Annotated in this window: 23 protein-coding genes; 10 read left to right on the top strand and 13 right to left on the bottom strand. The window is 52.0% G+C overall.

Annotated features, from left to right (window positions below; all coding sequences use genetic code 11):
- The first annotated feature begins 78 nt into the window (after positions 1–78).
- The 3 genes from glgX (at position 79) to IPM58_12795 (ending at position 4,244) form a co-directional block, all read left to right on the top strand.
- Positions 79–2,193, top strand: a complete 2,115-nt coding sequence (glgX, locus tag IPM58_12805; GenBank protein ID MBK9307931.1) for a glycogen debranching protein GlgX — start codon at positions 79–81, stop codon at positions 2,191–2,193.
- A gap of 592 nt (positions 2,194–2,785) precedes the next feature.
- Positions 2,786–3,445 (top strand): OBAP family protein, encoded by a 660-nt coding sequence (locus IPM58_12800; protein MBK9307930.1) that lies wholly within the window; start codon positions 2,786–2,788, stop codon positions 3,443–3,445.
- Between the two features lie 136 nt (positions 3,446–3,581).
- Positions 3,582–4,244, top strand: a complete 663-nt coding sequence (locus tag IPM58_12795) for a response regulator transcription factor (protein ID MBK9307929.1) — start codon at positions 3,582–3,584, stop codon at positions 4,242–4,244.
- 19 nt (positions 4,245–4,263) lie between these two features.
- On the opposite strand, the gene IPM58_12790 is transcribed toward IPM58_12795, so the two are convergent.
- From IPM58_12790 to IPM58_12735, 12 genes are all read right to left on the bottom strand, one after another.
- On the bottom strand, positions 4,264–4,671 hold the full coding sequence (locus IPM58_12790; GenBank protein ID MBK9307928.1) for a YjbQ family protein: 408 nt from the start codon (positions 4,669–4,671) through the stop codon (positions 4,264–4,266).
- A 209-nt stretch (positions 4,672–4,880) separates the two neighbouring features.
- Positions 4,881–5,330, bottom strand: coding sequence for an SRPBCC family protein (locus tag IPM58_12785; protein MBK9307927.1), 450 nt, complete (start codon positions 5,328–5,330; stop codon positions 4,881–4,883).
- A 97-nt stretch (positions 5,331–5,427) separates the two neighbouring features.
- Complete coding sequence (locus IPM58_12780) at positions 5,428–5,889, bottom strand: hypothetical protein (GenBank protein MBK9307926.1); 462 nt, start codon at positions 5,887–5,889, stop codon at positions 5,428–5,430.
- 552 nt (positions 5,890–6,441) lie between these two features.
- A complete protein-coding gene (locus IPM58_12775) occupies positions 6,442–6,789 on the bottom strand; it encodes a hypothetical protein (GenBank protein ID MBK9307925.1) in 348 nt (115 codons plus the stop codon).
- Positions 6,790–7,243: 454 nt separating this feature from the next.
- Positions 7,244–7,843 (bottom strand): hypothetical protein, encoded by a 600-nt coding sequence (locus IPM58_12770; GenBank protein MBK9307924.1) that lies wholly within the window; start codon positions 7,841–7,843, stop codon positions 7,244–7,246.
- A 50-nt stretch (positions 7,844–7,893) separates the two neighbouring features.
- On the bottom strand, positions 7,894–10,098 hold the full coding sequence (locus IPM58_12765; protein ID MBK9307923.1) for a catalase: 2,205 nt from the start codon (positions 10,096–10,098) through the stop codon (positions 7,894–7,896).
- A 1,226-nt stretch (positions 10,099–11,324) separates the two neighbouring features.
- The gene (locus tag IPM58_12760; GenBank protein MBK9307922.1) at positions 11,325–12,563 is read right to left on the bottom strand and encodes an HlyC/CorC family transporter; all 1,239 of its coding nucleotides are present in this window, start codon (positions 12,561–12,563) and stop codon (positions 11,325–11,327) included.
- A gap of 130 nt (positions 12,564–12,693) precedes the next feature.
- Positions 12,694–13,725 (bottom strand): hypothetical protein, encoded by a 1,032-nt coding sequence (locus IPM58_12755; GenBank protein MBK9307921.1) that lies wholly within the window; start codon positions 13,723–13,725, stop codon positions 12,694–12,696.
- A gap of 110 nt (positions 13,726–13,835) precedes the next feature.
- Positions 13,836–14,024: a hypothetical protein gene (locus IPM58_12750; protein ID MBK9307920.1), complete on the bottom strand. Its 189-nt coding sequence runs from the start codon at positions 14,022–14,024 to the stop codon at positions 13,836–13,838.
- A 752-nt stretch (positions 14,025–14,776) separates the two neighbouring features.
- Positions 14,777–15,358 carry an MEDS domain-containing protein gene (locus IPM58_12745; GenBank protein MBK9307919.1) on the bottom strand — a complete coding sequence of 194 codons (582 nt, stop codon included), beginning with the start codon at positions 15,356–15,358 and terminating at the stop codon, positions 14,777–14,779.
- Positions 15,359–15,568: 210 nt separating this feature from the next.
- On the bottom strand, positions 15,569–16,129 hold the full coding sequence (locus IPM58_12740; GenBank protein MBK9307918.1) for a DUF3015 family protein: 561 nt from the start codon (positions 16,127–16,129) through the stop codon (positions 15,569–15,571).
- Positions 16,130–16,439: 310 nt separating this feature from the next.
- Positions 16,440–16,865 (bottom strand): PilZ domain-containing protein, encoded by a 426-nt coding sequence (locus IPM58_12735; GenBank protein ID MBK9307917.1) that lies wholly within the window; start codon positions 16,863–16,865, stop codon positions 16,440–16,442.
- A 235-nt stretch (positions 16,866–17,100) separates the two neighbouring features.
- Here IPM58_12735 and IPM58_12730 point away from each other — a divergent pair, with 235 nt between their 5' ends.
- From IPM58_12730 to ligD, 6 genes are all read left to right on the top strand, one after another.
- A complete protein-coding gene (locus IPM58_12730) occupies positions 17,101–17,619 on the top strand; it encodes a low affinity iron permease family protein (protein ID MBK9307916.1) in 519 nt (172 codons plus the stop codon).
- Positions 17,620–17,994: 375 nt separating this feature from the next.
- Positions 17,995–18,288: a hypothetical protein gene (locus tag IPM58_12725; protein ID MBK9307915.1), complete on the top strand. Its 294-nt coding sequence runs from the start codon at positions 17,995–17,997 to the stop codon at positions 18,286–18,288.
- Positions 18,289–18,505: 217 nt separating this feature from the next.
- The gene (locus tag IPM58_12720; GenBank protein MBK9307914.1) at positions 18,506–18,808 is read left to right on the top strand and encodes a hypothetical protein; all 303 of its coding nucleotides are present in this window, start codon (positions 18,506–18,508) and stop codon (positions 18,806–18,808) included.
- Between the two features lie 121 nt (positions 18,809–18,929).
- Complete coding sequence (locus tag IPM58_12715) at positions 18,930–19,289, top strand: hypothetical protein (GenBank protein ID MBK9307913.1); 360 nt, start codon at positions 18,930–18,932, stop codon at positions 19,287–19,289.
- Between the two features lie 50 nt (positions 19,290–19,339).
- The gene (locus IPM58_12710) at positions 19,340–19,654 is read left to right on the top strand and encodes a hypothetical protein (protein ID MBK9307912.1); all 315 of its coding nucleotides are present in this window, start codon (positions 19,340–19,342) and stop codon (positions 19,652–19,654) included.
- A gap of 260 nt (positions 19,655–19,914) precedes the next feature.
- Positions 19,915–22,443 (top strand): DNA ligase D, encoded by a 2,529-nt coding sequence (gene ligD / locus IPM58_12705; GenBank protein ID MBK9307911.1) that lies wholly within the window; start codon positions 19,915–19,917, stop codon positions 22,441–22,443.
- A 106-nt stretch (positions 22,444–22,549) separates the two neighbouring features.
- On the opposite strand, the gene IPM58_12700 is transcribed toward ligD, so the two are convergent.
- A complete protein-coding gene (locus IPM58_12700; protein MBK9307910.1) occupies positions 22,550–22,786 on the bottom strand; it encodes a thioredoxin family protein in 237 nt (78 codons plus the stop codon).
- A gap of 343 nt (positions 22,787–23,129) precedes the next feature.
- Between IPM58_12700 and IPM58_12695 the strand changes: the two genes are divergently transcribed.
- Entirely contained in the window at positions 23,130–23,582 is a 453-nt protein-coding gene (locus IPM58_12695) for an Hsp20/alpha crystallin family protein (GenBank protein ID MBK9307909.1), read from the top strand.
- Positions 23,583–23,679 lie beyond the last annotated feature (97 nt).

Here is a 23,679-nt window from a genome sequence, read left to right as displayed (position 1 = left end):
GAATGAACCAATTAAAGATCTCCAAATTCGTTTACTTATAAACCTACTTTAGACCGTTGCATGAAGGAGCACTATCCAATGATACGAGTGCAAGAAGGCCGTCCCACTCCGCGCGGTGCGACATGGGATGGAAAGGGGACCAATTTCAGCCTATTTTCCGCGCATGCCACCAAGGTGGAGGTGTGCATCTTCGATGCAAAGGGGGAGAAAGAAATCGACCGGGTGCCGTTGCCTGAGCATACCGATCAAATCTGGCACGGATACTTGCCTAATATCCATCCCGGTGCTCCCTATGGCTTTCGCGTGCATGGTCCATACGAGCCCGAAGCCGGCCATCGATTTAACCCGAATAAGTTGGTGTTGGATCCCTACGCCGGTGCGCACATGGGCGAGCTACGATGGAATCCTGCGCTGTTCGGCTATCGAGTGGAATCTCAGGATGATTTGACATTTGACGACCGAGACAGCGCGCCGTTCATGCCCAAATGCACGGTGGTTGATCCCAATTTTGACTGGTCAGGACCCAGGGGACGAAAACATCTCCCGTGGGATGACACCATTATTTATGAAACGCACGTTCGTGGACTCACAAAACTCCATCCATCCGTTCCATCACACCTGCAAGGCACCTATGCCGGCGTAGCGACGAACGAGGTCTTACACTACTTGAAATCGCTTGGAATCACCGCCGTCGAACTATTGCCTATCCACACCTTCATCAATGACAGCCATCTCCTGGAGCGGAGCCTCACGAACTACTGGGGATATAATACCATCGGCTTTTTCGCCCCCGATCCTCGATATGCGGCATCTCGCCCAGATAGCCTCCGTGAGTTCAAGGAAATGGTGGCGCAAATCCATGATGCGGGATTGGAAGTCATCTTGGATGTGGTCTACAACCACACCGCAGAGGGCAATGAACGAGGTCCGACGTTATCATTCAAAGGAATCGACAATGCTAGTTATTATCGCCTTCTGCCTGAGCAATCCCGTTACTACATTAACGACACGGGAACAGGGAACACGGTCAATCTCAGCCATCCGCGCGTGTTGCAAATGGTCATGGATAGCCTCCGGTACTGGGTTGAACAAACCCACGTCGACGGGTTTCGATTTGATCTCGGGACCATTCTGGCCCGCGAACCCAACGGTTTCGATAACCAGAGCGGCTTTCTCAAGGCCTGTAGTCAGGACCCCCTCCTCGGAACCGTCAAGCTGATCGCCGAACCCTGGGATTGTGGACCCGGCGGATACCAAGTCGGGGGCTTTCCTCCCGGGTGGGCAGAGTGGAACGATAAATTTCGAGATCAGGTGCGCGATTTTTGGCGGGGAGAATTGCCAGTCTCCCTGTTCGCCGATCGACTCAGCGCTTCAGCCTCGCTCTTTAACCATCAAGGACGAAGACCGTGGGCCTGTGTGAACTTTATTACGGCACATGACGGGTTCACGCTCAATGATGTGGTCTCTTACAATGAAAAGCATAATGAAGCCAATGGTGAAAATAATGCAGATGGGAGCACAGACAATCGTTCGTGGAATTGCGGCGCGGAAGGACCATCCGATGATCCCATCATCCTATCGTTAAGACAACGCCAGCGACGTAATATGCTAGCCACGCTCCTTCTGTCCCAAGGAACGCCGATGATCTTGGGCGGCGATGAATTTGGACGGACGCAACGAGGGAATAATAATGCCTACTGTCAGGATACCGATATTAGTTGGTATAACTGGAATTTTGGTGAAGGCGAAACATCGTTAATACGGTTTGTTCAAACCCTCACCTCGCTACGACATAAGTATCCCATATTGCGCCGTAACTTATTCTTAAATGGCCAATACGTCGAAGAATTAGGCGTGCGGGACGTCACCTGGATCAATGCGACAGGGATACCTTTGGAGGAGCACCACTGGCAGGATGCGTCGTTACGCTGCTTCGGCATGCTCCTCGATGGGCGAGCACAATCGTCCGGCATCCGTCAGCGAGGCAAGGAAGCCACCCTGTTCATTATTTTCAATGCCCATCACGAAGGAGTGAGTTTCACTCTTCCGCAATGCGAGGGAGGGCAAGAGTGGTCGTTGCTACTGGACACGAATGCTCCTGACAATCACGACAAGAGGACGTTCAAAGCAGGTAATTCATATGAAGTGATGGGTCGCTCGCTGGTGCTCTATGAATTGCTCCTACATTCTTGATGACTCACAGGCTATGGTCTGATGGCGAGTATGTTGATTGTTTTAATCAGAAACGCTTATGAAAAGCCGTTGCGAATCTGTTTCGGCTTTTCTCCGGAAGGGAAGCTTGTAGGTTCCACAGACGGAGTCGAGCGGCTCACACCCGGTTGATATTCACGCGTCCCCAAAGCATTCCGGCGACGGCCGTATCCTCCTGTGACTTCCGCGGCTTCATACCGCCTTTCTCGAGCATCATTTTACCCGCGTCGGATCTGTACGGACAGCCATCAGAGGAGGACAACGCGCCGGCAGCCAAGAGGGTTTGCAAACTTATCTATACAAGAGGCCAACGTAACGATCGCCGCCACGTAAAATGTAGCCTGCATTCGCTGGTTGCCTAATGATTTGTCCTTCATAAGGGTAATCACTAGCTTGTCCTGCTGTTTAGAGTAGTAAACTTATGAGCGGACCGACAATCATTCGCAGGGTAATCCTCGCTCTTACTTGGAAGGAACATTGCTATGGCATCAATGTTACGCATCTGGAAATGCTACCTTTCCTTGGTTCTGCACATTGTTGTCACGGCGTGCGCGGGAAGTCTTAGCCTTCACCGATCAATCCTCCGGGTGAAACTGTTACTACGACGACCACAGTATTAGAGGCTGGCGCAGCCTTTCTTCAGGGTAAGGCACCTATTGACGCTTTGAATATCTATTTGGATGGATTCCACTTCTATAACGGTCGGATGGAGGCCCAAGTCGAAGCGCATCATTTCTGCTCCGTCATCAATGAGGACATGAATCAATGCGTCATTTTCGATGGGAATACCAAAGACGCCAAAATCATAGGCGTGGAATACATTATCAGTAAAGGCTTATTTGAGACGCTTTCCCCGGACGAGCAGGCCCTCTGGCACAGCCATGTGCATGAGGTAAAGAGCGGGCAACTGGTTGCGCCCGGGATTCCGCAGAAGGCTGAACATGCGCTCATGGAGAAGATCATTGGAACGTATGGCAAAACATGGCACACCTGGCATACCGATACAAAACAGGCATTGCCCGTCGGGCATCCGCTTTTGATGATGGGATTTACCGCAGACGGACAGGCGCAAGCCGGTCTGGTGGAGTCGCGCGATCAACGCTTGAAGATACAGAGTGAGGACAAGCGTCAGGATCGAGCTAATATTGTCGCACCTCCAATTGCACCTGGAGCCGACGCATGGCAGCAAGGTCACATTCTTCAGCTGGTACTTCCAAGGTCACTTCCTCAATAAACACAACTAGAGAAACTATTACCCTGTGAAAGTCTCCGGTGCCCTACCGTATACTCCTGCCCTGCAGGCCTACTTGTATTGCTGTACAGAATGCCAGTAAACTTTCCGAACATATATGGTCAATGGAGGTTGCTCAATGAACGGGAAGCCCACCGTCTTACTGGCCGATGATCATATCTTGGTGGCCCAAGGAATTCAGAAGTTACTTGAAGGGGAATTCAGTCTGATCGGGATCGTTCCCGATGGCCGCGCTCTGCTCACGTCAATTCAAGAGCGCTCTCCCGATGTCGCGGTCGTGGACATTTCTCTCCCGTTACTCAATGGGCTCGATGCTTGTCGGCAAATTCGTAAAATGAATCCCGCAATCAAGATTGTCATTCTCACAATGCACTCGGAATCCGTTTTTGTCACTGAAGCATTTCGCATTGGAGTGTCCGGATATGTTCTCAAGCAATCTGTCGGTTCGGAGCTGGTGGTTGCGATTAAAGAGGTGCTCAAAAACAATACCTATGTCTCCCCGATTGTCGCGCAAGCCCTAGTGGACCAAGCTCTCCGACCAACCTCGACAGACAACGGGAATGAGACCGGGGGATTTGCCCAGGAACTGACTCCACGCCAACGGGAAGTGCTCCAGCTCGTCGCCGAGGGCAAAGCGACAAAGGAAGTAGCGGCTGTCATGAAGGTCTCCGGCAAGACTATCGAATTTCATAAAACAAGAATCATGAAACAGCTAGGCCTGCGGACGACCGCTGATCTCACCAAATACGCCATCTCAAATGGCCTTATCGCACTTCACTAAGCGTGCATGCTTGGCATTATTACTCATCCCTATTGCTGATCAATGTGACATGCACCGTGCGATCGCGGGGGCCATCGAGTTCGATGAGCATCACCGATTGCCATGTCCCACGGACCAACTTGCCGTCCAACACTGGCAATGTCAATGATGGGCCGAGGATCGACGAAGCCATGTGCGACCAGGCATGAGCAGGATTATGCGCGTGTTGAAACCGAATCCGCGGGATTATTTTCTCCACCACTTGCAGGAAATCCTGCTCCGTCCCTTCCCCGATCTCGCCAGTCGTCAACGGGGCCGTCGTGTGCGTGACGAACAAAACGCACAGCCCTTCATGCATATTCGATTTACGGATCTCTTCTGCCAGGGAATCGGTCAGATCGATGACTTCTTTCCCAGCTGAGGTCTTGATTCGGAGTACCGGCGCCATGGTCAGCAATACCTCCAGGAACGTCAGGCAGCTGAAGCGGATTTGCTAGGAAAATGAGAATGAACTGAACCGAAATCGTATGAGGATGATTCTGCCTCAAATATAGAGCAAAAGAAGGATCGCTCCAGCCTTGTGGGTTTTAAGCAATCCCTCCTTCCCTCCTTCAGCGATCTATATAAAGTACAACCATCGGGCCCTGCCCTATTGCTTCAGCTGACATTTCCTCGCCAGGATCCGGTTTCCTGTCCGCGGGACTCGATGAATTCCTTGAATCGCCTCAAATCCCCTTCTACCCGTTGAGATACTACGCCTACGGCATCACCTGTTTTTTCGACCACACCCTGAGGGTCATAGTCGATGCGCAGGTTGATCTTCGACTTTCCTTCAGTCACAGGTGAAAATATGACGATCCCTTCGTTCCTCGCCCCGTGTTGGCTCCGCCATGCGATCCGTTGGTCGGGAACCTGTTCTGTGATCTCTGCATCCCACTCCTGCTGCTTTCCGCCGATGCTGGCTTTCCAATGAAGATGTTTGTCATCAAGCTGACGTACTAGTTCGACTCCTTCCATGAACCGAGGAAATTCTTCAAACTGGGTCCATTGATTGTAAGCTGTCCGGACCGACACGTTCAGGTCAATGGATTTTTCTATAACAGACATAGCAATCGACCCCCTATTAAAAAGTTAGTTCAGATGATCACTTACTTTTGGAGGTGGCTTCTGACATACCAACACCAAATCACAATCGTTTAGCCGGTTATTTTCCACCACCTCCCGCTCCTCCTCCTGAGCCTCCCATTCCTCCTCCTGAGCCTCCCATTCCTCCTCCTGAGCCCATGCCGCTGGATGAGCCCATCTCACCGGGAGTTCTCATGCTTCCGGATCCTGATCCGCCACCTTGAATGTTCGGATTGCCTCCGATTGAATCCGGTGTTCTACCCCCGAGATTTGTATCTCCACCTTGCCCCGGTCTCGTACTCTCGGGACGTCCCTGATCCATCGGTCCTGACGGGGCTCTGTCATGATGTCGATTCGGGTTCGTAGCCCCTCCTCCACGCATTGCATCTCCTCCTGCGCCCGGTTTCGTGATGTCTCCTTGTCCCATCGTTCCGGAACCACCTGCAGAACTTCCACCGCCGACCTGTGCCTGTACTCCGTCGCCTAGAAGGAAAATTCCACCGGTAATGAATATGTAGATGCACGCTTGACGGATGGTCATACTTAGCCTCTCTACATTATTGGTTTATTCACACGTGATGTCTTCGATGTTGCTCGAGGTAGTCTAGCAATGCAGGAGAGAATCCAATACTGGGAAAAGAGATAGGATGTCTCGCGAGATGTTTGGAATGAGTCGATGGATGGGGACGGCGTGTCCGGTTCCCAGTTATTGAATCATGTGTTCTGAATGAACGAGTGATCACACTACGGCCATTAGTTTTCTGACCAATCCATAGTGCCTGCCCTATCGATAAGGTTATCGATGTCAGGGGGACAATTCTCGACCTTACTCGGGGGAATGGTGAAGCTAAGATTAAAGCAATCACAAACCACCTTCTAACATTCTGTTGCATAAGGTCAGTTCGGAATTCTGAAATTCATCGCATATTCAGCCTCAATACTTGTGTTACACAGCAGTCTGGGTAACATGGACATTGAGCGCGGGCACTCTGATCGCCTGTTTAACAACCTCTCTATCCACTTCCTTCGTGACAGCCCGGCATTCCTGAACCGTCATTCATCTAAAGTGCTACCTTGGATATCACAAAGGATGTCAGTGGCTCATGCTCTGATCCGTCAGAAATGAAATGGCATGCTTTTGCTCATTATACTTAGCGACCACATTGGCTCCCACATCAGGGCTTAGCATAATGTCCTTTCTTGTGGTGGTCTTATCGACATGAAGAACTACTACATGTCCAGTGTCGCTGTCCTTCACTCCCACATGCCACGTCTGGGCAACCTTCGCGTCCGGATTCACACTCATAATCTTCCCTTTGATGGTATTGCCCGTTTGCACAATCGGTTTGTCATAGACCTCCCGGTCTACTGAGTGTGCGATGGTGGAAAAACCTGCGCAAAACACAACTGCCAGTAATGGCGTACCTATCATTTTGGTCATGAGTCGCATAATTGCTCCTTTCTAGGTTGACTGATCTGTGGGCTCTTTCGACCGCTGTTTCAATATTTATCGTAGCGGACCGCAAGGTCGTTCAATACTAGGTAAATACATTGGGGGGAGGGTAGGTCGGGAGGCGCATCCGTCCATGCCTCTTGAGGATCGCGGCGATTCCGATATTGCAAGGAGGCCCCGCAGCATTGGGAGCAGCTCGACGCCGGCGTTCACTGACCTGATAAGTCGCTTGCGCCCAGCGGGCAAAGGCTCACTGGTCTCGAGGTCTACAGCTTTTTTAGACAATACTTCTGCAGCGTGTGTCGATCTAGCGTGATGGCTACCTCTTATGAATACAAAGAGACTTCTAAGGAAGCGATGACATCTCCGGATCACGTCGCGGTAGTGTCGCGCGCATCCAGGGCGATTGTATTGGACTCTCCTTCGAATGACGCTGGTTGGCCTACGACTTCACCATCTGTGCCCTCGACCCTTTGGCCTGAGCAGCTTCCTCAGCGGTTTTCACATCCTGTTCTTCCTCCGGCGGCGGAAGCACGGCAGGCAGACCCAGCGACTCCATCCACAACTCCCTGCTCCAACCCATCGAATGGTACAAATGCTCGTCTTCCTGGTCTTCAATCTGTCCGCAAGCCTCCTTGAGAGCCTTCGCTTCGGTGGCAGGAAGCTTTTTCGCCGCCTCCCCTAGCAACTCCCAGTTCTGGTGGTCTTTGGTTTCAGCCGTGACGACACATTCCGCGGCGACGAGTTGTGCCGCCTCCGGACTATCTCCCTTGAGCGCCATTTTCATCGCCTCGACCAACGCTTCACCCTTGTGGCGCACGACCTGTCTTCCCGGGGTCTCTTTCGCCGGATCCAGCCCCATCGTTTCTAGGAGCGATCGCATCATGCGCTCATGGGTCCGTGTCTGCTCCAGATACTTCTCCCATTCTTCCTTGAGGTCTTCGTTGATGGCGCAGCGGACGGCAGTCTCGTAGACTTGCACCCCTCCGGCTTCTGTTTCTAAGGCCTGGTACAGCAGTTCCTGCAATTGATCTTTTTTCATGATGTGCTCCTTATATGGTGTTATGGTCCTTTAACTGCCTGACGACCTGTTCAGGCGGGCATTTGTCCTTTGCTTTCCCGGTCCCAATGACGGTGTTGGGAGAGGGCTTTGATAAATTTTGCTGCGACCTGCTTCATTTGTGCTGCCATCCCGGTGACGATGCCTTCATCCCCTGCGAGCAGCTTGGTGTCATCGTGAGCTACGCCTTCGGCGTGACTTTTCGATGTTTTATCCGCACCAGACTGCGCCTCCATCAAGAGGTCGAGCCCCGCGTCGGTCACGGCGATGGGTTTGCAGTGGAGGTAGGCTTCTTTGACGAACATGACCGCCTTCGCATCCCCTTTTAAGATTTCGACACTTTGTTCGCCGCCAGGTACATAGACGGCATCAAACAGAACCGAGCCCGCCGTCAGGAAACTAAAATCGATGGCGGTCTGCGTCCCCTTCGCGCCCGTCACGGTCCCAAGTCTCGGGGAGACCACTTTGACTTGTGCACCCGCGGCCATCAGTGCCCTTTTCATCCCGGCGATCGCGGTATCGTCCACGCCATCCGCAGCCAGAATGGCAATCTTCCGCGTCGCAATGCTTTCCTTCACCGTATTCGCCATGCTCAAGGCCGGTGACCGGGTGACGGTACGCGTCGGCGGTTTTGGCTGGAATTGTTTCGACTGGCCGTCTGCAGGCACGCTTTGGTTGACGGGGCCCTCGACTTTCGTGGGCACGGGTATGCCGAGGCCCTGGGCTACCAGGCCGGCGAGCGTTGTGTCTATCTGCGCGAGCAAAAACAGCATGCGTTCACGAATCGTTGGCGTCTGGACTTTCCCAAGTTCGAATCGCAACGCCTGGACGATGTGTGCTTTCTCCGGATGAGACTGGCTGTTATAGAACAAGGCCGCCTGGCTGAAGTGATCGAAAAACTTCTCGCTTCGCGCCCGCACTTTGGATCCTTCCATTCGTTCCGCGTAGCTCACAAATCCGCTCATATCAGCCTTAGCTTGCATGGGGCAGCCACCCCCCAAAGAATTGGGGTGATAACTGACCCGCCCCTGATTGATGGTTTGCCGCATATGCCCATCGCGTTGATTATTGTGAACGGGCGATACTGGCCGGTTAATCGGAATTTCATGAAAATTTGGCCCGCCCAGTCGAATGAGCTGCGTATCAAGATACGAGAAGAGCCGACCCTGGAGCAGGGGATCATTGGAGAAATCAATTCCAGGCACGACATGACCGGGATGGAAGGCTACCTGTTCCGTCTCGGCAAAGAAGTTGTCGGGGTTCTTGTTCAGGGTCAACTTTCCGATACGTTTCACCGGCACGAGTTCTTCTGGAATGATTTTGGTCGCATCCAGGAGATCGAAGTCGAAGCGATGCTCATCTTTTTCCTCAACAATCTGTACGCCGAGTTCCCATTCGGGAAAGTCCCCGTGTTCGATCGCTTCCCACAAATCCCGGCGATGAAAATCAGGATCGATTCCGGAAATCTTTTGCGCTTCGTCCCAGGCGACGGAATGTACGCCCAAGAGCGGCTTCCAGTGAAATTTAACGAAGCGGGAGGTGCCCTTGACGTTCACAAACCGGAACGTATGCACCCCAAAGCCCTCCATCATGCGCAAGCTCCGTGGGATCGCCCTATCGGACATCACCCACATAATCATGTGCATTGACTCGGGCATCAGTGAGATAAAATCCCAGAAAGTGTCGTGGGCAGAGGCTGCCTGAGGCATTTCATGGTGCGGTTCCGGCTTGACCGCATGCACCAGGTCTGGAAATTTCATCCCGTCCTGTATGAAGAATACGGGAATGTTATTCCCGACGAGATCAAAGTTTCCCTCCTGGGTATAGAATTTCACCGCGAATCCCCGAACATCCCGCGCCAAGTCGCTCGAGCCCCGTGATCCCACCACCGTGGAAAACCGCACGAAGACGGGCGTGCGAGCCGACGGATCTTGAAGAAAGGCGGCCCTCGTCACTGAAGCCATGGACTCATAGACCTGGAAAAACCCATGGGCTGCCGAACCGCGCGCATGCACCACGCGTTCCGGGATCCGCTCATGGTCAAAATGCGTGATTTTCTCGCGTAGGTGAAAATCTTCCAGCAGCGAGGGCCCGCGTGGACCAGCTTTGAGAGAATTCTGGTCATCGTTGACAGCCAGTCCCTGGTTGGTCGTGAGGAGCTGTTCAACGGCGCTCTCCTCAAACTGAGTGAGCTGGCTGACTTTCTCTGTGTCCTTACTCTTCTTATCCCGTTTCATGTTTTCTCCTTGTTACGAACCGCCTATGCAGATACGATTTTTTGTTGTTGACCTGAGCGCGGCAAGGCATGCCTCCTCAGGCGGTCTTCGAACAGATCCCGATTGATCGCCTGGCCTGCGAGCGCCCCCTGCCCCGCTGCAATGATCATCTGGCAGTTGGCCGCCATATTATGCATCTAAAAATTCAGACTAAGATGGTTCAAGCTATCGCGTTCGCCTATCCGCTGATGCTGGTATGGTCCCTAGCCGCACGGGTATCAGGAAGAAAAGGGTGGAACGTTTCTTATGGAAGGCTCGATCGAACTTCTTCAGTTCGACGTGAGGACCGAGTAGATCGAAAGAATAGCTATCCCTTATGACAGATCTCTTCCAGGTCTTTTCCCAGTACAGAATCCTCACAACTTTGTTTAGAGTAAAAGCAGTACGCTCAACAAACCATTGTCGGATCAACCCAACACGAAGGAGAGAATGAGATGACGAGCCGTCAAGCATGCATCTATATGAGTCTAGCTAGTGGAATTATCTTATTCACCGGCGGACCGGTTATGGCCGAGCAATCCAAAAGTGACAGCCAGTCGCAATCGATGAAGGGGGATGGCATGAAGGGGGACACATCAAAAAACTCAGATGGATTAATGGAGGGTGTAAAGCCGAGTGGCAAACCAAAAACAGCCCCGGAAACTACCGGATCCAATGCAAGTAAGACAAACCCTGGCGTTGGAGCAGCTGGGGGCAGCGACTCCGGCACAGGCTCTGGGTCAGGGAGCAAGGGATCAACCGGGAGCATGGGTTCATCTGATGGAACCGGCGGAGCTGGGGGTAAATAGGCCTCTCCTATAGACGAAGGCATTCAACATATAAGTAAGGCACCTTGAACGGTGACCTCACCATCAGGAAAGAAGATGCTCCTCATATCTGTAATCGAGAAATCGATTAATCTCAAATGTGGCAGTTCGTACGGCCTACAACCAATGGACCCAATTTAAAGAATTCCCTCGGTTCATGGAGGGGGTGGAAGAAGTGCAGTAGATCGACGACACCAATCTTCGTCAAGTGTCTCACGCCGAGCGCTGATTGAGCCGACGGCGCGGGTCTCTGGGGCCGGTGGCCACTCAGCAGGACCCGGATGATTGGTATGCAATCAGCCTCAGACTTCGAACATTAGGTGTTTTATTAGATGATAGGTGTATCGATCGTGTTCAGGAATGAGGTGGGGTAGTCGCGCCCTATTCCGTCGTCACCTTCGACACAAGAAGTTTGTCGATTCTTGTTCCATCCATATCCATCACTTCAAATCGCCACTGTCGCCACTCAAGATGATCCCCCGCCTTAGGAACCTGACCAAGCTGGAAGAACATGAAACCCGCGACGGTGGTGAAACTGTCTTCTTGGTCCATCATGTCGTGCATGCCGATCATTTCTTCGGCCTCGTGAATGGACAGGCCACCATCCACCAGCCAGCTCCCGTCCTCGCGCAGTGTGGCCGTATAGTCTTCGCGGTGCGCCGGTTCCGGCAGCACGCCGACAATAACTTCCATGATATCCTTCAGCGTCACGATGCCCTCAAGTCCACCATATTCATCCACAATCAACGCCATGTTAGAGGTGGAACGCTTGAATTCCTCCAGCGCCTCCAGCACGCTTTTGCCTTTCGGCATGTACATCGGCGTATGCGCGATGGCACGTAAATCCAACTGCTTTCCCCTGCCAAGTTGTAGCAGCACATCCTTCACCACGACGATGCCCATGATCTGTTCAAACGATGTCTGGCACAGGGGATAACGTGAATGGTGTGTCTCCTCTATTTTATGCAGGATGGATTCCGGTCCTTCATTGATGTCAATCCAGACGGTGTCCTTACGATGCGTCATGGCGGCGATCAGAGGGAGATCGTCAAGGCGCATTACTCGATCAAGCATTTGCTTTTCTTCCGGCTCTAAGACGCCTGCCGCTGTTCCTTCAGCGATTACCGCCTTCACGTCTTCCTCGCTAACTGTGGATGCTTCTTCACGCTTGATACCTAGGAGTGCCAGAATACATCGATTGGAGGCGTCGAGCAGCACCACAAGCGGATTCGTCAATCTCGAAAGCCAGGTAATCGGTCGTGCGATCGCCACGGCGATATTATCAGCATAGCGGAGAGCGATTTGCTTCGGCACCAGCTCGCCAATCACCAGGGACAGATAGGTGACGAGCGTCACCACCAGACCCATCGCGAGATCGTCGGCATATTGTCCTAGAATAGGAAACGTCTCTATGAAATAGGCACCCAACGGTCCGGCCAACGTCACGCCGCTGAACGCTCCAGAGAGAATCCCGATGAGTGTGATGCCAATCTGCACCGTGGAAAGGAATTTACTGGGGTCGTCCTTCAAATCCAGCGCAATTCTGGCTGACCGGATGCCCGCCTCGGCTTTCGTCTCCAGCCGGTTCTTGCGTGACGACACGACGGCCAGTTCCGTCATCGCCAAGACGCCATTGAGGGAAATCAAAAGGACAATGATGACAATGTCGATGAGCATCGTGTCTGCAAACTTTCCGAAAAGAGAAACCAATCTTTCCTTCGCGCAGCCAATATCCTCTTCTTTCTAGTTATTATCTCATCTCTCTTGGACCATGGTCTCGTCCGATGCGAAGCACTTCAGACTCCCATCCGACCTCTGCCATCACCTCTCGAATGAGCGCCTCAAGATCTTCGTGAATGAGGCGCAATGAGGCTTCGAGTGTCTCCAGCATGGAGGCGCGTGCACGGAGGTCCGGCGAAGAATAGCGACCACCGGTTCTGAAAAACAGGCGCCGCCGTCGCTCCTCATCTGGAGAATCCCGTTCTCCTAAACGTCCCTTTTGACGCCACTCATTGAGGACTTCGGTTCGCGGTGACTCGTCCTGAGTCGTCGGGGGCTGATGGAGATAGCGCCACAAAATCGGAGAATAGATCTGTGGCTCGGCTGGATCTTCCCACAATTCTCCAAGGAGGTTCCGGTCGTGCCGGAAATCGACTTCGGACTGAACAAAGAGCGCGGAAACCCCCAGCCACGAGGCGAGGACGCCGCCTCCCAAGGTCATGGCATCGGCGCCCACGGTCGCAGCAGCAGCCAGGCCGATGCCACCGGTGACAATGCCGGCCACGCCTCCGACCACAATGGAGGCAATCGTGAGCTGTTTCACACGCGCTCCATCTACTTCGTCAATGCGGTCTGCTAACTGATCGGCTCGATCGCGTTCGCAGACGATCTCCGCGATGGCAGAGTCCACTTCCAGGGTGGCCAGTTGTGTCCGCTCCATCAATTGAAGCCGAAGCATGACCCACTCCAAAGTGGACGGGGGTGGCGAGCTCATGAGGGCATTCAGCAATGCAAGGGCACCGATGGTGCCGGCAATTCGTTGTGCCACCGGACTCAGCTGTTGCGAGACGCGCGTGGAGGGCTCCACAGGCACGGTGGGTGTGACATGAGCAGGAGCCTGATTGGGAGCCGCCTTGGTGATGGCGGGCCGACAGTGCTGACTGTATTCGGTGGCGGTTCCGGTTTGCGACGAAGGAAGGAGCGACGTACATCCCTGGATGGGAATCACAGACGCGGTCAGGAAGACGAGAAGTCGAAAAGGAAAGGAGGTGTTGGAAGACAAGATCGAACACAACCTCAAATGAGACTACAGGAACACGATGGGGCGAATGTGTACCATCTTCATTTAATCAGTCAAGACCTTGCTATTCGCGAGGTCATCAGTGGAGCAGCTCATTTGGCTTTCGCGAGCAGTTCCTTTAGTTTGCTGTATCCGGGTGCATCGGCATGGCAGTAATACTCAGTGAGCGCACCGTTATTGCCTCGAATGGAGATGCGGAAACTGTTGCCGTGCGCCTCAATTTTGACTGCCTCCGAAATGTTAAGAAACAGATCCTTGTTCACCTGAACGATATTATCCATTCACTATCCTTTCCTTTCCTTTTATTCCGTCAATCGCTGACTGGCGCCTCATTTTGCCTCTGTGTCAGAGACATGGCGGTTAGTAAATAGCTCACACCAAGGGACCAGTCCATCCGAGCACCATCCAGTCGAGTTGGATTGACGGCCACCATTCTAAAACAGTTGTTTCGGTTGCGTATCAAGGCGACGAAGCTCGGGATGCAATAGACGAGGCAGGGCTCCAGGGTGTGCGGATTCACGTGTCTACATTCGGGCATGATTCCCTCAGGATATGTTTACTTGGATGGGCTTTCACCTTCGCGGTAAGCACACAGCAGACTGATTTGATACGCCAGTCTCACCGAATGCCTACTGGGTGTTCCAGCAGAGGCCAATCGCCCGGCCCAATAGAGCGAATTGGCCTAAAGTGGTGTGTTAGAGGTCTTACACACGAGTCTTGTCGGGACTTGAGGAATACTGACTACACTGTGAATGCAGGCTCAGCGGTATCAGTGAGTATAAGTATCGGCATACTTGGTGCTAGGACGATGCGAGAACCCTGAGAGTACACGAGCACACGAGGGATATTGAGAGAGACTAACTAAATTGCACTGGGATACGCTGGATTCCCCCCTTCTAATTCCTTAGCCGGATATTTCGGCATCAGAAGGAGTCGGAGACCACCTCAGATAATTTTGATAGGGAGGGAGTGAGGGCGTGCCACGACCGTTATAGTCTTGTTGAGTCCACGGACAGAGTTGGATAATACCGCGCTAGAGGCTGCCCCACCCAGCCTGCGTGCGGATCAACGTCTGAGGATGAGCGCTCATAATATCGAACATATCGGTTGCGACACACTCCGAAGAGGCATAGCAGCATAATCCTACCAAGGGAAGTGCTTTGAGGAGGGGCGTCACGTGACGTTCATACCGCAAAAAGGCTTGCCGACTTGGCTCAGATACGAACTTTCCGGGCCCTCCCGCTGCCCGAACCCTAGCATATCCACACTTGCGGGCGAAGACCGGTAAGGCTTCGAGCCGATGTAAAGACTCCTGCACATCGAAGCTGCCACTCGAGTACCATTCTTGGGCGGATATAATCTGCAACTGCTGCGACGCTTGCAGCATGGGACCGTTTAAGCCGTGACGCAAGAGTGCGCTGAAGGCAAGCGGAATAGTGACCGGTGGTGGAAGCACCCACACACATAACTCGTGTCCCGCAAGGCCTGCTGTTAAAAACGCTGCCGTGACTCGGAGGAATTCTTTGGGTGCCCCATAAAAAAGGCAGGCATGGGACCCCAAATGCATGTCATGAAAGCCCGGAATCCCACTCGCAGTCATCGTCCTATCATTCATACGTCATATTTCTCCAGGGATAAGGAGGGTGGATATTAGGATTTGCCTCTTTTGGTTGAACATCGGAAAAGGAGGCTTATGGCGAATGATATCTGGTAACGAAAATATTCAGAATTCACACACGTGACGTGCGTGGTCATCAGACATGACCTTCCATTTCATGCCTCGCCCCTGCATTGGCACTACTGACCTCAAACCCTGAAACCTTCTTTATTGCTGAGAAATAAGAGTCGCTCGGTTCCGAGGTGGGCTCAGCTTCAGATCCATATCGGAGATACCAGTCTCCTGGTGCCGAATCGTATCGGACTCCAGTCTGCCGAATCCTTCTGCCCACGCCGCATCCACGATGCGAATCCTCGTGTCGCGTAACGAGATGGAGTCATCGAAAAGGGACGAATAGGTATGCCGCATCTGTTCTTGAAAGAGTGGACGACGATCTGACGGTATTCCTGCCAAGACGGCGAGGGAAGCAAGGTGTTCTCCCGTCCCCTGAGCGCTCTCTGCCCGCAAGTGTTCATACGTAAAACCCACAAAGAGCTCAGTCTTCTCTCTGGCACGAGTAAAGCGATCAATGGCGATGGCTCCTGGCGTAGTGCTCGATAGGAACTTTTGCGTCGGTTCGAGGAATTCGCTTGTGGCTTTTGATGTGCCACCGGTCAGGGCCGTGGTTGCATCGAATGGAGCCTTGGTCAATTCAATCGTGGCTTCCGTGATGCAGCCAGATAACATTAATATTCCTAATAGTAAGCTGCACAATCGAATCGGATTCATAATTTACTCCTTAGTTATTAGTCATGCAGTTGTTATATTGATAAATGCACCATATTGCTTTTCGTTCTCATTCAGTCCTAGGCAAAACACTAGTTAAGAAGGCATCCTACCTGTTTCACAATATACAAGTGCTTGATACGATTCGGAGAAGCCAACCCCCTTCTTCTTAAACTTTGGTCATGTTTACATATCGACAAACGGTGCAGGAAGTTGTTCTAGCCAGCAGAAAAGTGCTCAGACTTGAGGACCTGTCGTATGAGGAATCGGAGGCTATACGAAGCACCACAGAGCGTCTGTTAAACCTGCTTGCTCAGTGTAAGACTGAATAGTCGCTTGGTTGGAGTGCAGGCCCTCTGTTCCCTGACTCGTCAGGAAGACAATTATATTTATGTAGGATGTCGGGAACGGCGTGCTTTCGCTCGCGATGTTCTAAGAACTCGATCAAACGCGTAGAGTCCAACTCGTCGATTCGTGTGATTTCCCACCCCGTCTCGAATCCATCAGCCCAGCGCACCATGGCAGACTCGATCAAGGCGTGATAGTAGCCGCTTTCATCACGCAGGGTGATAAACACGGTCTGTTCAACCCCAACCGGTAGAGGACGATCGAGCGTCACGCGCCAGCCTGTCGGCGATAAGTCCCGGACCTTCCCATTGATCAGCTGATCCTCAGTAAAGCAATAAAACTGGCACTCGACAGAAAATCGTCCTTCTTTGCGAACTGCGTATGCTTTCATGCTTCCCTTCTTTCGTTCAGTGGAGGATTCAACACTTCATCTATTAACAAAGCTAATAGAATTGAATGAATCCGCTATGACTCCTTAGAAGGGCAAGAAAGCGGCAGAGGTAGGGGGGAGAAATCCGCGATCCATAGCTGAAATTCCACCAAGCTCGCAGCCAACCCGATGAGGGTAGCCCCCTCTAGGGTTTTGGCTAGTGGTTCGGCGTCTGGTTTCAACCAAGATGAGAGGGATGGAGCCTCATTCATCTCTTGGCTCACAACCGAGTGTATTTAATCGACTGGCAAACCAATGCTCACGTTTACTCGGCACTGCTAGTGCGTTTGGCATTGCCGTGGCCCTGGTCCTTATGTGGGCCATAAGCGGACCCTTTTTCAATTTCAGCGACACCTGGGAATTGGTGATCAATACTGCCACCACCATTGTGACGTTTCTCATGGTTTTCCTCATCCAGAACACACAGAATCGTGACAGCGCAGCGATTCAACTGAAACTCGACGAAATCATTCGGTCGACCCGAGGTGCGCACAATGCCATGTTGGACTTGGAAAAACTCTCCCAGAAAGACTTGGACAAAATGCGACAATTGTACGAACAGCTGGCCGACGAGGCGCGGCGAGATGCGGCACGCGGTGAAGCGGCCATGGGCACACCCGTCCTCCACACCGGAATGGGGGAACCTCTCGAGGTTCAAATCGGTGAAGCGATGACGAGTGGCAAGAAGCCAAGTCCGACGAAACTTTTACCGTGACCGTCATAGTTTTGTTGTTCAACCGGCGCCCTGCGGTGACTCCCTGGCTCCAATTTGAAGCCCACGCCTGAGATGCGGTATGGGGAACGGCTCCCCTGCTTCCTTACGTCGCCAGCACAAAATAAGCATCAATGACTCTCACAGAAGGTCTTCGATAGGATTCTCCGAACATAAGAAAGCTCTTCAAATGCGGTATTGATGTATCTCCTCATCTGGGTTGGCTTCCGACACTAGGGCTCTTCCTTATGAGACCTAGGGAATGCTCCAGCCAGACATTTCTCATAATTTGATATCAATACCTTATAACGTCAGCAGCCCTTCCCCTTCATCTCGGCAGTGGAAGAAGGGCACTGTTAACCCATGCGAGAGGAGGCCATGATGGCAAGCGTCACCCACCTTGATTCACCAATGACGATGCACACCCTCAAAGAAGCCTGTGCGCCGAAGAGCCGTTGCCACCGCTGTGGGGGTTTTCTCGTGGAGGAACAGTGCCTGGATTTCTATGAAACTCAACATTATTCCTGGTATTGGGCGACCCGATGCATCCAGTGCGGGGATGTGGTTGATGCAGTCACGCTCCGCAACCGAGCGAAACGACTTCCATCTGTAGTCAGTGACACGACTGATCCATTGGAGATTATTCGAAACGCGATGGAGCAAGCCGCCTGATTGTCCAATCACGTTATCTTTATAGCCGTCGCGGGTGAGATGCGCACTCTGTGACTATCCCTAATGGAGGAACTAAGTGGCGATTTGAATTCCCGGCTATTTCCAAGACACCAAGTTCCGAGTCAATGGAGCGCGGGGCAGAGTGAATGCGAGACAAGGTATGAGGGGGATCGCAGCATGTATCCCCGTCACCGCTCAAACAACAAAGGAGGCAGACATGAAATCCATCTGGAGTGCGTTGATAGTTTCGTCAGTACTACTTGTTGGGGGGGTGTCATCTATCCCGGTGCAGGCGGAAGAACGGGGAAAACAAGGAAGCTCACCTCAACAGGGCAATACAGAGACACGGGATGCGAGAGACGACAAAGAAGCCACTGCCCAGGACAAGAACACGAAACCGTCACGGGATACGTCTGGCTTGAAGGACACTTCCCACATGAAAGGAATGTCACAACAGCAGGACAGTAAAGATTCACGGGATGCGCGAGATGAGAAAGAAGCTGGCAGCAGCCACAAGTAATCTCTGAGTGGGTCAGCCCGAGAGGCAATCGTGTCATTTCCGCTACTGCCCCAACATATGCATCACTGGAGGTGATGATGACGCACTCCCATGATCGCGTCCGTGAACACACGCATCTGAAATCAATCAACGGTTGGATACTGCAGCAAGAACTCGGGTTGAGAAGTTTGCCAACCTCAGTGCGGGGGAGTTGACCCGTCGCATAGAAGAACTCGACCGGGAATGGGATATCGAACGAGTGCTTGAACTGAATGCGTCCGTCCTCGCCTTTTCAGGCCTGTGCTTAAGCATCACCCGGAATAGGAAGTGGCTTCTCCTGCCTGGCCTCGTGCTGCCCTTTCTCTTTCAGCATGCCGTGCAGGGATGGTGTCCACCCCTTCCGTTATTGCGCCGCTTAGTAGTGCGCAGCCGAAAGGAAATCGATCGAGAAAAGTATGCCGTGAAGGCCATTCGCGGTGATTTCTCTAAATACGAAGTCTAACTCCTCACCGATTTCATGTGGGGATGGTCAGACCTGATGTGAATCTTGTCATGCCGTCTGTCTTGCTCAACATCTTATTATCCCAGGCCATACGCGAAAAGCGGCGTGTGTTTGCCACGTATGAAGGCCATCCACGAGAGTTTTGCCCTCATGCGTTGGGCTATAAAGATGGCATCGAGCGAGTACTCGCCTATCAATTTGGAGGGAGCTCCCGTACGGGACCCGTAGAGGGCGAGTGGAAATGCTTTGTTGTCGCTAATTTACTTGGCATCGCATTAACCAATGGCGATTGGCGTACAGATTCAGGAGACCGTTCATCCCGCGTGCAGCACTGTCTCGACAACGCCATCGAGCAAGTTTCATAATTGCGATGACTCTCCCATATTAGTCGGATCCGTCATGATGTATGCATATGGCACGTGCGGAGTCGACTCACCCACATATTCAGTGCATCCACACTGCTCTTCTGCGCTCATGACAGCAAATGGCGTCGGCAAACCCCTTCGTCACAAAACCATTATCCCATCTCGATGATTGCTCCAGGTATCGGTTAGAGTGATTACTGTGGATGTGAAAAGACCAGACCCCCATCCAAATGTCCGGGAAGACAGAACGGGCGACAGAAATGGCGCGTGAACTCCTAAAAAAATATAACGAGAAGCGGGATTTTGGCATCACGGCAGAACCACCGGGCAAAGCCGGAAAGCGCTCTACACAACGCTTGCGCTTTGTCATTCAACTCCATGAAGCGACGCGGACTCACTATGACTTGCGATTGGAATGGGATGGCGTCATGAAAAGCTGGGCGGTTACGAGAGGGCCCAGCTACGCCCCCGCCGATAAACGGCTCGCGGTCCGGACTGAGGACCATCCCATGGATTACAACGATTTTGAAGGCGTGATACCCGATAAGCAGTATGGCGCCGGGCCCGTCATGATCTGGGATGAGGGTATCTGGATGCCGGAGGATGACCCATCCAAAATGGAGAAAAAGGGGCGCATCAATTTCTCCATCGAAGGGTCGCGGATGAAGGGGCAGTGGCACCTGGTACGGATGCATACGCCTGAGAAGCGCGAGAACTGGCTGCTGATTAAAAGCAACGATAAGTTCGCGCTGAGCAAATCTGAGAATGATGGATTTTTAAAACGTGAGAATACAAGCGCTGTAACAGGCAGAACCATGGGCGATATTCTTGAAGCGGGACTGGGTAAAACAACTACACGCAGGCAACTCAGTAAGCCATCGCCCAGTAAGGAGAAGAAAGCAAAGTTCAGTCTGCAAAAGTCTAGCACCTCATTATCAAGTTTAATGAAACAATATCCGAGTCCGCAACTTGCCACACTTGTCGATAAACAGCCCAATGGGAATGCGTGGGTCCACGAAATCAAATATGACGGCTATCGCCTCATGGCTTTCATGGACAAGGGTACCGTGATCCTACGCACCAGGGGCGGTCAAGACTGGACGCACAAATTTACACCCCTCGAGAGGGCTATTAGCAAATTAAAGGTCGAGAAGGCGGTGTTCGATCTGGAGGCCTGTGTTCTAAACGAACGTGGCCAGACAAATTTTGGCGCGTTACAGGCCGCCCTTTCGGACAAGAATCCCAAAGCCATCCACGGTTTTCTATTTGATCTTCTGTATCTCGATGGTGAGGACCTCACCAATCAGGCATTAATCGACCGGAAAGCCCAGCTCTCAAAACTCCTTGCGAAGGCTAAACCTCTTCTGCACTTCAGCGACCATCTCGAAAGCTCACCGGACTTGCTCGAAAAAGCCTGCAAGATCGGTGCGGAAGGTTTGGTATCGAAAAAAAAGGACAGTCTGTATCACGGACGCCGTACGACCGATTGGGTCAAAAGTAAATGCAGCCTTGAGCAGGAATTCGTGATTGGCGGATTCATGCCCGCGAAAATCCATACCAAGGCGATCGGCGCTTTGCTGCTTGGCTATTACAAAAACAAGGAATTCACCTATGCGGGGAAAGTCGGAACGGGGTTTTCGCACGATCTCGCCAAGGATCTCTATCAACGATTGATCCCGCTTCAGATCACGAAATCGCCGTTCCGGGAGAAAGTAGCCCGAGGCCTTCGGGAATATATTTTTGTGAAGCCCGAAGTGCTGTGCGAAATCTCGTTTATAGAATGGACCTCAGAAGGACATATTCGCCACGGCTCCTTCAAAGGCTTGCGGGAGGATAAGAATCCGATAAAGGTGGTTGAAGAAATTCCGACACCCATAGAACAAGTCATGAAGGACACGAAACCGGGCTCTAGAAATAAAGACGAAGTCTCTTATAGGGGCGTTAAAATCACACACCCTGACCGGATCGTTTTTCCTGATACTAAAATAACCAAAGGTGACGTGGCAGAATACTATGACAGGATCGCGCCTCTCATGGTGCCGTTCGTTCGCTCGCGCTTGATCAGTTTGCTGCGCTGCACGAACGGCATCGGGGGTGAATGTTTTTTTCAGCGCAATCCCATGCAGGGCATGGGCGATGAGGTGTATTCCAAGGGGCTCACTCATAAAGGCAAGAAGCATACCTATGTTTACATCCAAAATGAAGTCGGGCTTCTGCAGCTTGTGCAAATGGGCACTATAGAATTTCATGCCTGGCAAAGCTCAATCTCAAACCAGGGCAAGCCTGATCAAATCATTTTCGATCTAGATCCCGATGCAACCGTGCCGTTTGAAGCGGTCAAGCTCGCGGCCCAGGATATTCGCAATCGGCTTAAGAAACTAGGCCTCCTATCCTTTCCCAGGCTCTCAGGCGGTAAAGGCATCCATATTGTTGCACCGATTAAGCCCGAGCATGGCTGGGAGGAAGTTAAAGAGTTCGCTCGTGGTTTTGCCGAAACAATGGCTCGAGAGATACCTGATGCATATGTGGCCAATATGAGCAAGAAAAGACGATCAGGGAAAATCTTTGTCGACTTCTTCAGGAATGATTTTTCATCGACTGCGATTGCGCCGTTCTCACTTCGAGCGCGAGACGGCGCTCCCGTCGCCTGGCCCATCACCTGGAAGGACTTAAAGAACTATAAAAAAGCGAGCGTAATCCAACTCAACAACGTTGATGCTAAAATGATTCAAAAAGCTCGTAAGGTCTCGGGTGAATTTCTGAGCACTTCTCAATCATTGACACTGTAGTAGAACGAAGCTGACATTCCCTCCTCTCACGCCAAATGACAGTAAACGCGACAGCAGAGGAGCGGCCCCACACGCTTTGACAGGCGAGTGGAGCCGCCATAGCACCTTACTTCAGGGCCTCGAGTTTGGCTCCGAAGTTAATATGAAACGGCATCCCATCGAGCACGAGGGCCGGTACGGACTTCACCCCGGCAGCCTCAGCCTCTGAAACGCGAGCCTTCTGCTGACCTAAATGCACGATCTCCAGGTTGTAGCGCGAGCGGTCAAGCGCATTCGCGACGTTTTGCTCCGCTTCCACGCATACAGAACACCCTGCATGGTAAAACACCGCCTTCTTACTCATGGTGTACCTCCTTACAACTGTGGTTGTGATGACGGCCGCATCCAAATCTGTTCGAACATAGCCGTCGTCAAATATCTGATAATGAGAAGCGATCTCACATATACTGTTTTTGGGAGTTGAAAGTCTAGAGGATAGCGTGTGCAGTGTTCGAACTAGCTTTGTTTTAAACCAATGGCAGAATCAAATCCTCCATATAGGTCAGCCTTATGGTCATTTATTGCAAGACTGTCCCCCGCTCTTGACTTCTCCATCAATCGATTTATCTATCCAGTGACAGTTGAGTCGAGGCAGCAGCAGCGCAGAAAACCTAACATACGAGATAATAGACTTAAGGGAGGTTGCTATGGCACTTGTACGATGGGATCCATTTCGTGAACTGGAAGAAGTCTCTAATCGGTTGAACCGGATGTTGGCATATCCTGCCTCACACGCATCGAACGGTAAAGAGGCGATGATCGTGGCGGATTGGACGCCATCTGTCGATATTAGCGAAACAGCGGGTGAATATTTGATCAAAGCCGAGATTCCTGACGTGAAAAAAGAAGATGTCAAAGTTTCGCTGGAAGACGGCGTGCTCACGATCCAGGGCCAGCGCAAGCTTGAGCAAGAAGATAAAGGGACAAAGTATCACCGAATTGAAAGATCGTATGGCAGCTTTGTCCGGACCTTTTCATTGCCTGACGTGGTTGAACCGGAGCATGTGAAAGCCGAGTTCAAGGATGGGGTCTTGAACCTTCATCTGCCCAAATCAGAGAAGGCGAAACCAAAAACGATTGAAGTAAAGTTAGCGGCATAATCGTTCGAGAACAGGTTCGTTACAAAGGCCCCCACGTGGCGGGCCTTTGTCTGACACATGTTTAGTGTTATAACTCACCAATTAATAGGTCATTTTT

Origin of the sequence: Nitrospira sp., from assembly GCA_016715825.1 — a bacterium.
Taxonomy (GTDB): Bacteria; Nitrospirota; Nitrospiria; order Nitrospirales; family Nitrospiraceae; genus Nitrospira_D.
Note: the sequence above shows the minus strand (reverse complement) of the source record. Positions and strands in the feature narration are given on the sequence as shown.